10 protein-coding genes are annotated in these 12540 nt (G+C 69.5%); 1 reads left to right on the top strand and 9 read right to left on the bottom strand.

The features are described 5' to 3' along the window. Positions 1 to 57 precede the first annotated feature (57 nt). The 9 genes from rnr to plsY form a co-directional block, all read right to left on the bottom strand. On the bottom strand, positions 58 to 2394 hold the full coding sequence (gene rnr / locus PMI01_RS22160; RefSeq protein WP_007674510.1) for a ribonuclease R: 2337 nt from the start codon (positions 2392 to 2394) through the stop codon (positions 58 to 60). A 75-nt stretch (positions 2395 to 2469) separates the two neighbouring features. Next, entirely contained in the window at positions 2470 to 3693 is a 1224-nt protein-coding gene (locus tag PMI01_RS22165) for a hypothetical protein (RefSeq protein ID WP_007674520.1), read from the bottom strand. Positions 3694 to 3785: 92 nt separating this feature from the next. Continuing rightward, positions 3786 to 4127, bottom strand: coding sequence for a hypothetical protein (locus PMI01_RS22170; RefSeq protein ID WP_238537102.1), 342 nt, complete (start codon positions 4125 to 4127; stop codon positions 3786 to 3788). Positions 4128 to 4203: 76 nt separating this feature from the next. Continuing rightward, positions 4204 to 6888, bottom strand: a complete 2685-nt coding sequence (topA, locus tag PMI01_RS22175; RefSeq protein ID WP_007674523.1) for a type I DNA topoisomerase — start codon at positions 6886 to 6888, stop codon at positions 4204 to 4206. A 176-nt stretch (positions 6889 to 7064) separates the two neighbouring features. Beyond that, complete coding sequence (locus tag PMI01_RS22180; protein WP_007674524.1) at positions 7065 to 8105, bottom strand: alpha/beta hydrolase; 1041 nt, start codon at positions 8103 to 8105, stop codon at positions 7065 to 7067. Between the two features lie 84 nt (positions 8106 to 8189). Next, positions 8190 to 8597, bottom strand: coding sequence for a DUF2442 domain-containing protein (locus PMI01_RS22185; protein WP_007674525.1), 408 nt, complete (start codon positions 8595 to 8597; stop codon positions 8190 to 8192). Continuing rightward, complete coding sequence (locus tag PMI01_RS28260; RefSeq protein ID WP_035037797.1) at positions 8590 to 8829, bottom strand: DUF4160 domain-containing protein; 240 nt, start codon at positions 8827 to 8829, stop codon at positions 8590 to 8592. Before PMI01_RS28260 ends, PMI01_RS22185 begins: the two co-directional genes overlap by 8 nt. Positions 8830 to 8857: 28 nt before the next feature. Continuing rightward, entirely contained in the window at positions 8858 to 9961 is a 1104-nt protein-coding gene (gene dprA, locus PMI01_RS22195) for a DNA-processing protein DprA (protein WP_007674526.1), read from the bottom strand. Next, complete coding sequence (gene plsY / locus PMI01_RS22200; RefSeq protein WP_007674527.1) at positions 9958 to 10620, bottom strand: glycerol-3-phosphate 1-O-acyltransferase PlsY; 663 nt, start codon at positions 10618 to 10620, stop codon at positions 9958 to 9960. Before plsY ends, dprA begins: the two co-directional genes overlap by 4 nt. 342 nt (positions 10621 to 10962) lie before the next feature. On the opposite strand from plsY, the gene PMI01_RS22205 reads away from it, so the two are divergent. Next, on the top strand, positions 10963 to 12258 hold the full coding sequence (locus PMI01_RS22205) for an acetamidase/formamidase family protein (protein WP_007674528.1): 1296 nt from the start codon (positions 10963 to 10965) through the stop codon (positions 12256 to 12258). Positions 12259 to 12540 lie beyond the last annotated feature (282 nt).

A 12540-nucleotide genomic window follows, 5' to 3' on the forward strand; every position in this document is an offset into this window, starting at 1 on the left:
CCCTCACCCTCCCACCGCTACGCGGCGGGCCCCTCCCTCTCCCGCTGGGAGAGGGCGCTATCTGCGCTTGCCCCGCCGCACGCCCTTCGGCAGCCCGCCGCGCGGCTTGACCGCCGCCTTCGACCGCGCCCCCAGCCTCGGCCTTGGGGCCTTCGGGTCGGCCGGCAGCGGTTCGCTCAGCATCTCGAACAGCAGGCCGCCGGTCACCGGCGTGGCCTCGCGCAGGCGGATGTCGACCGCCAGGCCCAGGGGCCAGCGCTTGCCGGTGCGTTCGCCGACCAGGGCGTGCATGCGGTCGTCGTGGACGAAATATTCCTCGCCCAGCGACGAGACCGGCACCAGGCCGTCGGCCCCCGTCTCGTCCAGCTTCACGAACAGGCCGAAGCGGGTGACCCCGGTGATCCGGCCGGTGAAGGTGGCGCCCACCCGGTCGGCCAGGAAGGCGGCGATGTAGCGGTCGGTGGCGTCGCGCTCGGCGGCCATGGCCCGGCGCTCGGCGTGGGTGATGACCTCGGCGGTGTCCTTGATCTGCGAGATGTCCTGGTCGGTCAGGCCGTCGTCGCCCAGCTTCAGGGCCCGGATCAGCGCCCGGTGCACGATCAGGTCGGCATAGCGGCGGATCGGGCTGGTGAAGTGGGCGTAGCGCGCCAGGTTCAGGCCGAAATGCCCGAGGTTGTCGCTGGAATAGTGGGCCTGCATCTGGGTGCGCAACACCACCTCGTTGATGATCGCCTGGTGCGGGCTCTCGCGGGTGTCGTCCAGCAGCTTGTTGAAGCGCGCCGTGGTCGGGGCCTCGCCCTTCGACCACTTGACCTCCAGGGTCTGCAGGAACTCGACCAGGCTCATGACCTTTTCCTGGCTGGGCGTGTCGTGGACCCGGTAGATCAGCGGCGTGCGCTTGGCTTCCAGGCTCTCGGCGGCCGAGACGTTGGCCTGGATCATCATCTCCTCGATCAGCTTGTGGGCCTCGAGGCTGGGGCGGCGGGTGATCGAGGCGATCTCGCCGTCCTTCGTGATGATGATCTTGCGCTCGTCGCTCTCGATGGCCAGGGGCGAGCGGATGTCGCGGCCCTTGCCCATCAGGCGGAAGGCGGCCCACAGGGGCTTGAGGATCGGGTCCAGCAGCGGGCCGGCCTTGTCGGCGTCCTGGCCGTCGGGCGGCGCGACGCCGTCGATGGCGGCCTGGGCCTGCTCGTAGGACAGCTTGGCGGCGCTGCGCATCAGGCCGCGCACGAACCTGTGGCTCTTCTTGCGGCCTTGCGCGTCGAACACCATCCGCACGGCCAGGGTGGCGCGGTTCTCGCCCTCGCGCAACGAGCACAGGCCATTGGACAGCACCTCGGGCAGCATCGGCTCCACCCGGTCGGGGAAGTAGACGCTGTTGCCCTTCTCGCGGGCCTCGCGGTCCAGCGTCGTGCCGGGGCGGACATAGGCGGCGACGTCGGCGATGGCCACCCAGACGATCCAGCCGCCGACATTGCCGGCGTCGGGGTCGGGATGGGCGTAGACGGCGTCGTCGTGGTCGCGGGCGTCCACCGGGTCGATGGTCACGAACGGCAGGTCGCGCAGGTCGTCGCGGCCGTCCAGAGTCGGCGGCTTGGCGGCGGCCGCCTCGGCCTCGGCCTCCTCGCTGAAGCCGGTCGGGATGCCGTGGCTGTAGATGGCGATCAGCGAGGCGGCGCGCGGATGGTCCTCACGGCCGACCACTTCCAGCACCTTGCCGAACTTGGGACCGTAGCGGCCCGAGGCCGTGCCGACCTGGGCCAGCACCAGGTCGCCGTCCTTGAGGTCCTTGGCCTCCTGCTCGTTGAGCAGCAGGCTTTCCTTGGACTTGCGGTCGACGGGCTCGACACGGGTTTCGCGGCGGTGCTTGCGGATGACGCCCAGCACCTTGTGGGCGCTCTGGCCCAGGCGCTTGATCAGCCGGGCTTCGGTGTCGCCGTTCTCCAGTTGCTCGAAGCGGACCAGCAGGCGGTCGCCCATGCCCGGCGCGCCGCCGGCGGCGGCGTCGCCCTTGCCGGGCGCCAGACGGACCAGCGGCAGGTCCTCGCCGCCCTTGGTCAGGCGGACGAACAGGTCGCCGTCGGCGTCGCGCTCGACCACGTCGGCCACGCCGACCGGGGGCAGGGCGCCGGCTTCGGCGAAGCCACGCCGTCCACGCTTGCCCAGGGCGCCCTGGGCTTCCAGCTCCCGCAGCATCTCGCGCAGGGCCCGGCGGTCGGCGCCCTTGAGGCCGAAATGGCGGGCGATGTCGGCTTTCGCCGCCTCGCCGGCGTCGCGCAGGAAAGCGATCAGGGTGTCGCGGTCCGGCAGTCCGGCCGGCGGCCTGGGGGCCTTCGCGCCCTTGGACGCGGTGGGGAACTTGGACGACTTGGGCGAGCGCGGTTTAGCCATGTCCTTCGTCTAACGCGGGACAGGGGGCGATGGGAAAGGGAAAGCGTTCGCCGGTGCGATGAAGTCCGCCCCTGCCTAGCCGCGACTGAAGGTGCGGCCGAACATGTAGATGTCCTTCAGATCGCTGCTCCAGGGCGCGCAGAGGACGGACTCGGTGTGGCCGTCATCGTACTTCAGCTCCAGCCGCAGGCCGTCCAGGCGATAGACGCCCCGGCTGCCCGCGCCGTCGTCGGATCGCGACTGGGACCCGGCGAAAGCTCCGGCGGAGCCTCCGCCGGCCGAGGCGCGCGAGCCCTTGCCGTCGGAATAGCCGGAGCCGCTGGCCACGAAGCCGGAGCCGGCCGCGGCCACGGAGCCGGAACCCGACCGCCGGAAGCCGATCACCTCGAAGCGGCCGTCGGGCGAAAAGCTATAGGAGGTCGAACTGTAGGTTCCGCCCAGGCCGAGGCTGCCGTGGAAGGCCTTGCTGGTGTAGGTGGCGTCCAGGCGCTGGCCCGGCTTCCAGGTGGCGATCAGGCGGCCCGACTGGTCGTACCAGTCGCCCCTGGGGCGGCCGGTCGCGTCGTTGCGCAGCATCTGGAAATCGTCGCCCTTCCGCCGCCAGCGTCCCCACAGGTTGGGCTCGGCTTGGCGCGAGCGGGCGACGTCGAGTTCGGCGGAGGCCATGTCGCCGAAATAGGCCGTCCCGTCCTTGAACAGCAGGAGGGTCTCTTCGCGGAACTCGTAGCCGTTGGCGCCCGTGATGCCATAGCCGTGGTAGAGCAGGCCCTGGACCAGGGCGGGGTCGAGACCGGGAGCGGACGCGGTCTTGGCTGGCGTTCTCGGCGCCGTCGCCTGGTTCGGCCTGGGCGCCGAGGCGGACGCCTTCGCCTGGCCGGCTTCGGCCAGATCGGCATAGACGGCCGGATAGGCGCCGCGCATGTCGAAGGGGCCCTCCTTCAGCCAGCCGGCGATGTCGGGGCAGACGCGTTCGGCCGGACCCATCTGCTTGAGCTTGTCGACGCTGGCGGTCGCCACGGACGTCATCCCGTCCCGAACCTGGGCCAGCTTTTCGGGCGCTATGGCGCTGGAGACCTGCTGGATCAGGACGTCCTCGCGCCATTGCCGCCATTTGGGGCGCAGTCCCGAAGCCGCCGAGGGCGCGGCCTGTTCGCAGTGGCCGATCATCGCTTCGGCGGACATGTCGAGCCCGATCGCGGCCACGGCGGCCCGGAGCCGGTCGTCCGGCGCCTGGGCCAGGGCCGGCGCGGAGACGGCGGCGAGGATGATGGAGAGGGCGAGACGCTGACCGTGCTTCATCTTGATCCCTCGCATCGCGCCCATCGCGTCGTTAGGGCGCGATCATGGCGACGGTCATCGTCAGGCCTGTGACGGCGGCGGTCGCGAGAGCCTCAGTACAGGTCCTCGATCCGCTGCGGCGTGGTCTGGGCCGGCGGCTCGGGCTTCTTCTCGGCGATCGGGGCGGGCGTGGTGGGCACCGCCTCGACCACCGAGGCGGCCTCGTCGGGCGCCTCGACGACCTCGACCGGCTTGGGCTTGGGGGCCTCCACGGGCGGGGGCGGCGGGGCGACCGCCACCACGGGCTGGGCCTCGCGCACCGGCACGCCCGACACCTCGGCCAGGGGGGCGGTCGAAACGGCCTGGCTCTTGTCGCCCTTGTCCATCGCGCCCCTGAGACCGAACGCGAAGCCGCCGACGCTGATCGCCGACAGGATCAGGACAACGACAGGCAACGGAAGAGGGCGTTCGAGAGACGTCATGAGCCTAGCCTAACCCCCAATCTTTCACTGACCAAGAGACCGAGGCGCGTCACGCCTCGGCTGCGGCCTTCTTCGCGGCGGGCTTCTTGGCCGCCGGTTTCTTGGCCGCGGGCTTCTTGGCGGGAGCCTTCTTCGCGGGCGCGGCGCCGTCGGCGGCCACGGCTTTCGCCTTGGCCGTCTTGGCGGCTGGAGCCTTCTTGGCCGCCGCCTTCTTCACCGGCTTCTTGCCGCCGCCCTTGGCGACGCGGTCGGCCAGCAGCACCACGGCCTCGTCCATCGTCAGGGCGGCGGGATCGGCGCCCTTGGGGACATTGGCGTTGGTGTCGCCGTGCTTGATGTAGGGCCCGAAGCGTCCCGACAGGACGCGCACCGGCTTGCCGTCTTCCGGGTGATTGCCCAGCTCGGCCAGCGCCGCGGCCTGGCCGCGCTGCGGTCGCCCGCCGCCGGCCCGCTTGTCGGCCAGCAGCACCACCGCGCGGTTCAGGCCGATGTCGAACACCTCCTCGGGGTTCTCCAGGTTGGCGTAGGTGCCGTCGTGCAGCACGAACGGCCCGAAGCGGCCCAGGCCGGCGGTGATGACCTTGCCGTCGTCCGGATGCTTGCCGACCTCGCGGGGCAGGGACAGCAGGCGCAGGGCCTTTTCCAGGTCCAGGCCGGCCGGCGTCCAGCCCTTGGGCAGGCTGGAGCGCTTGGGCTTGTCGCCGCTGTCGGCGGCCGGCGGCTCCTCGACATAGGGGCCGAAGCGGCCGTTCTTCAGCCACACCGCGCGGCCGGTCGCCGGGTTGATCCCCAGTTCCTTGTCGGCGGCCTCGGCCTCGCCGTCGCCTTCGGAGGTCGCCAACTGGCGAGTGAAGCGGCATTCGGGGTAGTTCGAGCAGCCGATGAAGGCCCCGAACTTGCCCACCTTCAGCGACAGCATGCCGGTGCCGCAGGTCGGGCACAGGCGCGGGTCCGATCCGTCGCCCTTGTCGGGGAAGATGTGCGGGCCCAGCGACTCGTTGAGGGCGTCCAGGACGTTGGTGGTGCGCAGTTCGGCGATCTCGCCGACCGCGGCGTGGAAGTCCTTCCAGAAGTCGCGGAGGAACTGCTTCCAGTCCAGCTTGCCGTCCGACACCAGGTCCAGCTGTTCTTCCAGGGCGGCGGTGAAGTCGTACTCCACGTAGCGGCGGAAGAACTGCTCCAGGAAGGCGGTGACCAGGCGGCCCTTGTCCTCGGGGATGAAGCGCTGCTTGTCCATGCGGACATATTCGCGGTCGCGCAGCACGGTCAGCACCGAGGCGTAGGTCGAGGGGCGGCCGATGCCCAGCTCTTCCATCTTCTTGACCAGGCTGGCTTCCGAATAGCGCGGGGGCGGTTCGGTGAAGTGCTGGTCGGCGCGGGCGTCCAGCACCTTGGCGGTCGCGCCTTCCTCGATGATCGGCAGGCGGGCGCTGTCCTCGTCGCCCTCGTCGTCGCGGCCCTCCTCGTAGACGGCCAGGTAGCCGGGGAACAGCACCACCTGGCCGGTGGCGCGCAGGCCGGTCTGGCCGTCGGCGCTCTCCAGGTCGACGGTGGTGCGCTCGATGCGGGCGCTCTCCATCTGCGAGGCGATCATCCGCTTCCAGATCAGCTCGTACAGGCGGGCCAGGTCCGGCTCCAGGCGCAGCGAGGCCGGGTTGCGGTTCAGGCTGGTCGGGCGGATGGCCTCGTGGGCCTCCTGGGCGTTCTTGGCCTTGGCCTTGTAGTAGCGCGGGGTCTCGGGGACGTAAGGCGCGCCGTAGACATTGCCGATCACGCTGCGCGCCTCGGCGATGCCTTCGGGCTCGACCGACACGCCGTCGGTCCGCATGTAGGTGATCAGGCCGACGGTCTCGCCGCCGATGTCGATGCCTTCATACAGCTTCTGGGCGGCCTGCATGGTGCGCTGGGCGCTGAAACCCAGCTTGCGCGAGGCTTCCTGCTGCAGGGTCGAGGTGGTGAAGGGCGGGGCGGGCGAGCGCTTGCCCGGCTTCTTCTCGACGGCGGCGACCTTGAAGGTCGCCTTCTCGACCGCCGCCTTGGCGGCCAGGGCCGAGCCCTCGTTGTTGAGGTCGAACTTGGTGAGCTTCTTGCCTTCGTGCTTGACCAGGCGGCCGACGAACGGCTCGGCGCCGGCCGTGACGTCGGCCTCGACGCTCCAGTATTCCTGGGTCTTGAAGCGCTCGATCTCCAGCTCGCGGTCGACGATCAGCCGCAGGCAGACCGACTGCACGCGGCCGGCCGAGCGCGAACCGGGCAGCTTGCGCCACAGCACCGGCGAGAGGGTGAAGCCGACCAGGTAGTCCAGGGCGCGGCGGGCCAGATAGGCCTCGACCAGCTCCATGTCGATGTCGCGCGGATGAGCCATCGCGTCCAGCACCGAGGTCTTGGTGATGGCGTTGAAGGTGACGCGCTGGACGGTCTTGTCCTTGATCGCCTTCTTCTTCTGCAGCACTTCCAGCACGTGCCAACTGATGGCTTCCCCTTCGCGGTCGGGGTCGGTGGCCAGGATCACGCCGTCGGCGCCCTTCACGGCGTCGACGATGTCGCCGATCCGCTTGGCGCCCTTGGCGTCCGCCTCCCAGTGCATGGCGAAGTCGTTGTCGGGCTCCACCGAGCCGTCCTTGGACGGCAGGTCGCGGATGTGGCCGTACGAGGCGAGAACCGTATAGCCGGACCCGAGGTACTTATTGATGGTCTTGGCCTTGGCCGGGCTCTCGACGACGACGACGATCATTAGGACTCTGGACCTGGGGAGAAGGGGTCTTTCCCAAGGCGAACCTTGGGTGAAGCGCCGGAAAGTGGGGGCGGCGCCAGGGGTCTGTCAACGGCGGCCGTCGCCAACGGCGCATTTGGTTCCCGGCTCTCTCTTAAGAGAGAGGATAATTCGCGCTGGATCTCGGCGCGGGGCGCTTATCGGGCCGGCGGCGATTCTCGGGCCGCATCGACCACCGATCGGACGGCCTCGACCACGACCTGCGGGGCGTCGTCCTGGATATAGTGTCTGGAATCCGGGACCAATCGGAACTCACCCGTGGTCGAACGCGCCGCCAGCCTGCGGTTCAGGTCGTGCTTGATCGCCGTGCCCCTGTTCCAGTCCTCGGGCGCGCCAGGAGGGGGCGCGGGAGAGGACACCAGCACGATCAAGGGCAGGGCGCCGAAATCGCGTTGTTTGGGCCCGGCCTGGCGGGAATCGAGGCTGTCGCCGTTGGCGTCGGCCAGCATGCTGCGTATTTCGGAAATATTGGCCGCGATATATTTCGCCTTGCCCCAGCGCCGATTGATCTCCTCGTGGAAGGCGGGGTCCTTGCCCGGCGGATCTTCCAGGCAGTCGGCCGGATTGTGGGTCGGCGTCAGATCGGCTTCCCGCGCGGCCTTCAGGCAGAGCTCGCTGTCGGCGAGCGATTGCGCGTAGCCCTGCCTGCCCCGGTCCCACAGCGAGCCATAGGCGCGACCGTCGCCCGGCTGCGCCGGGTCCATCAGCACCATGCCGGCCACCCGGTCAGGGTGCAGGTTGGTGAAATGGGTGGCGTAGAGCCCGCCCAGCGAATGGCCGACCAGAACGACGGGGCCGGTGATCGGCGCCTTGTCGAGCAGAAGCGCCAAGTCCTCCACGGTGTTGTCGGCGTCGGACGCCCGTTGCGCCGCGTCACTAAGCCCGTAGCCCGCTCGGTCATAGGCGCAGGTCCGGGTGAAGGTCGCGATGCGCGCCTGGACCTTGCGCCAGGCCAGACTGTCGTCGCCCATGCCGGATTCCAGCACGACGGTTGGGGCGCCCTGGCCCAGGCAGACGAGGTTGAGATGGCGACCCGGCTCGACCTCCACCGCCTGATGGGCGCCGGCGTAGAAATCCGGTCCCAGGTCCGGTGCGACCGCGTCCTTGGCCGGTTGAGCCAGGGCGGAGGAGGCGAGCGCGGCCAGCGCCACGGTCGCGACAAGGCCGGACAGCTGCATGGACGTCTTCCCCCAGATCAGTCGAACGTTGTCGATGGCTTAGATTCTCGTCAAGATTGACGGGCGGTTGTCCGTGGGTTTCGGTCAGGCGGTCCTGGCCTTGCGAGGACGTCCGCCCTTCGCGCCGTTGGCGCGCGCCGCGGCGGCCTTGGCGGCGGAGACGCTTCGTCCGGCGATCCGGGCCATATGGGCCTTCGTGCCGAAGATCCCGACGGCCAGGCCCGGGATCGAGAGGTCCACGTCCAGATTCTCCCAGTGCAACCCATAGCCGGCGCCTTGAATCACGACTTGGGCCAATTCTTCATCAGTCGCCGCTTCGAGACCTTGACCAAGGCGGGCCGGAAACGCGAAAGCCGATCCGCTGGTGAGCTCCACGACAATACGACCTGTCGCTTGATCGTAGCGAGCGGAAGCAGCTCTCGGCTCAATCAGGGCAAGTTGCTCGCCAAGTGCGGTGGCGGCGTCGATTTCCGCGTCAGTCAGCTCAGCCATGGATCTCGCTCCACCATGCGAGCAAGTCGCCACGCTGTTCTCTCACGATTGCCAGCGCTCGACGAACGTCCGCACGTTTCATGCCCTTGTTCCAAACGAGCCTCGGTGCATCGCCAGGCCCCGAGAGTTCGATCTTCGTCTCACCGTCACCGATCACATGGACATGCGCGGGCTCGTGGTCATCCACGTAGATGACGACACGCATTCCGGACGCGCGATGAACGGTAACCATGGTCAGAATAACCTATCACGATAGGTTTTCAAACCCCCGTCACCATCCCGCCCGGCAACAGCTCCGCCCGCTCGGCCAGGGCCAGTTCCACCAGCGCCGCCATCACCGCCGAGGTCGGGGCGCGGGTGGCGCGGACCAGTTCGTCGCGGGAGACCGGGGTGGGGGAGAGCAGGGCGGCCACCGTCTCGCGCAGGGCCTCGTGGTCGAGGTCGGCGCCGTCGTCCTCGGCCGCGTAAGGGCGCTCGCGTTCGCGCAGGTGGGCCTGGCCCGACAGCGAGCGCAGCACGTCCTCGACGCTCTCGCAGAGGATCGCGCCCTGGCGGATCAGGTCGTTGGGGCCCTTGGCGCGGGGATCGAGCGGCGAGCCGGGCACGGCGAAGACGTCGCGGCCCTGCTCGGCGGCCAGGCGGGCGGTGATCAGCGAACCGGACTTCAGCTCGGCCTCGACGACGATCACCCCCAGCGACAGGCCCGAGATGATGCGGTTGCGGCGCGGGAAGTCCTTGGCGATGGCCCGGCGGTCGCAGGCGCTTTCGCTGACGATGCAGCCGCCTTCCGACGCGATGCGGGCGTGCAGGCCGGCGTGCTCGGGCGGGTAGATGTCGCTGACCCCGCCGCCCAGCACCGCCACGGTGCCGGTCGACAGGGCGCCCTCATGGGCCGCGCCGTCGACGCCGCGCGCCAGGCCGGAGACCACGACATAGCCGTGCTGGCCCAGCTCGGCGGCCAGCTGGCGGGCGAAGCGCTGGCCGCCGGCCGAGGCGATGCGGGCCCCGACGATGGCCAGGCTGGGCTGGGGCAGCAGTTCGGCGTGGCCCAGGGCCCACAGCACCGGCGGCGGCGGGTCGAGCGCGGCCAGGCGCGAGGGGAAGTCCGGCTCGCAGGCGCAGATCAGTCGCGCGCCCAGCCTGGCGCCGGTCTCCAGCTCGCGCAGAATCTCGTCCTGCGGCGGCGGGCGCAGGGGCGTGGCGCGGCCGGCCCGGTGGGCCAGTTCGGGCAGGGCCTGCAGGGCCCGCTCGGCCGAGCCGAAGCGGGTCAGCAGATGGTCGAAGGCGACGGGGCCGACCGTCTCGGTGCGCGCCAGCCGAAGCCAGGCGAGGCGCTCGCTGTCCGAGAGGCGGCGCGGGGTCACGCGCCCTCGACTGGGTTTGGCGGAGGCGGCGCTTCCGCCGTCTTCTTCTGGCCGATCCGGGGCTCCTGGCCCTTGAGCAGCCGGCTGATGTTGTCCTTGTGGCGGATGAAGATCAGCACGGTCATGAACAGGCTGAGGCCCAGCATCGGATAGGGCTGGTCGGTGGCCAGGGCGAAGGGCGCGGCGAAGGCGGCGGCGACCAGGGCGGCCAGGGAGCTGATGCGGAACAGGATGGCCACGGCGAGCCAGGTCACCGCCGCCAGCACGCCCACCGGCCAGCAGGCGGCCAGCAGCACGCCGTAGAAGGTGGCCACGCCCTTGCCGCCCTTGAACTTCAGCCAGACCGGGAACAGGTGGCCGGTAAAGGCCGCGCCGCCGGCCAGGGCGATGATCGCGGCGTTGTCGTGGGTCAGCCAGCGGGCCAGCAGCACCGCCACCACGCCCTTGCCGGCGTCGCCGATCAGGGTGATGGCCGCAAGGTCCTTGCGGCCCGAGCGCAGCACGTTGGTCGCGCCGATATTGCCCGAGCCGATCTGCCGGATGTCGCCCGCCCCGCCCAGCCGGGTGGCGATCAGCCCGAACGGGATCGAGCCCAGCAGGTAGCCGCCGACGATGGCGATCCCGAGGGTGAGATAGACGGCTTGGGCGGGATCTTGCACGAATTACGACCTATGGATGTGGTGAAGGTGCCGGGCCTAGCTGGACCATGGCAAGCGCGAAAACGCCGATTTCGGCTTTTATAGCGGAGCCTGCGGTGCGGGCTCCACCGTTTTCCAGCTTCCTGGGTCTCGAACAAGCTCGGGACACGGAGCGGCGGAGTCCGTGCTTGCGCGCCCAGGCGGCCGAAAGCCTCGCTTGTGGGAGGCGAACGGATGGCCGCCTTCGAGCCTTGGCGGACCCGCCGTTGCTTTCCCGGATCGCACCGACCGGACGTTGCCGAAGCTTAACTTGCCGCATCGCGAGCCGTGGCTACCGTCGACGTCTTTCCAAGGAAACCGTTGATGCGAAACCTGGTCGCCGTCCTGTTGCTGCTGTCCGCCTCGCCTGCCTGGGCCGAGACGCAGACCTGGGTTCTTTCGGTTGATCGTTGGGGCAATACGGAGCGCAGCACCCTGACCATCGAGGCGACGGGCGAAGCGCTTTCGGGCCGGCTCAACAACCTGGCGGTTGAGGGGCGTCGCGAAAAGGATGGGCTGGTCTTCTCCGCCGTGGACCCTGACGGCGCGCGCTATCGGTTCGAGGCGTCGCAGACGGGGGATGTCCTCTCTGGCTGGGCGGATTACCCAGACACCAACACGCCCGATGCTCGGGCCAGACACGCGTTCACGGCCCAACGGCTGGCTATTCCCACCGGCCCGCCGCAACGGCGCACCTACGCGCCCGAGACCTTCTCCAACACCTTCACGGCGGAGAGGGCGCCCGTCATGGTGGTCCGGCCGGGCGACGTCATTGCGACCTGGACGATCGATTCCGGGGGCGTGGACGAGCACGGTCGCACCGTGGCCCTCTATGGCAATCCGCAGACGGGGCCGTTCTTCATCGTCGGCGCAAATCCCGGCGATGTCCTGGCCATCCATATCAGGAAGCTGGCGTTGAACCGGGACTATGCGGACAGCCTGGACGGCATCACGAGCAGAGCGATGCCGTTGGGGCTGGCCGCGCGGTCCGCCGGCCTGGGCCAGCGGGTGCGGTGGCGATTGGATCGCACCGCCGGAACGGCTCGGCTGGAAAACCCGCCCGTCGGGCTGAAGAACTATGTCGTCCCGGTGCGACCGATGCTGGGCGGCGTCGGGGTGGCGCCCGACTTCGGATTCGCGCCCTTTTCGGCCGGCGACACGGGCCGCTTCGGAGGGAACATGGACTTCAACCAGATCGGCCAGGGCGCGACCCTGTATCTGCCGGTCTACCAGCCGGGCGGCCTGCTCTTCCTCGGGGACGGGCACGCGCTTCAAGGCGATGGCGAGACGACCCAATGGGCGTTGGAAACTTCGCTGGACGTGGAGTTCAGCGTGGAGGTGCTGCCGAGCAGGGCGCTTTCCAGCCCGCGTGTCGAAACCGCCGACGCCATCACGGTCATTGGTCAGTCCAGTTCGCTGGATGAGGCGGTGCGCGCGGCGACCGGCTCCATGGTCCAGTGGCTGGAGCAGGACTATGGCCTGAGCGTCTCGGAGGCGTCGCTGATCCTGGGCACAGCGGCGCAGTATCGGGTCGTGACCTTGGCCGGTCGCAACGCCGGGATGGCGCTCAGCCTCGAAAAGGCGTTGTTCCGGGACCTGCCCAGAAAGCCGACGAAATAAAACGATGTCCGCTTTCCACCCCTCTCGGACCTTTGAAACGTCTGCTTAGTGAAAGCCCCCATCCGCCGGGGACATGCACTCACGACGGAACGTCGGCCAGATTGCAGAGCGGTTGAGGTGAGTGCGTGTCCCCCAAGTCGTCCGCGGGCTTGCCGGAAGGGCTCGGGGCGACGATGGGGACACGCACTCACCCTGACGTCCTGGCAAGATTTCGAAGGCCTTGCCGTGAGAGCATGTCCCCGGCGGGGACCCAGCCGCGTCCATCCCCGCCGGCGCCGCCAA

The sequence above is a fragment of the Caulobacter sp. AP07 genome, assembly GCF_000281955.1.
GTDB lineage: Bacteria > Pseudomonadota > Alphaproteobacteria > Caulobacterales > Caulobacteraceae > Caulobacter.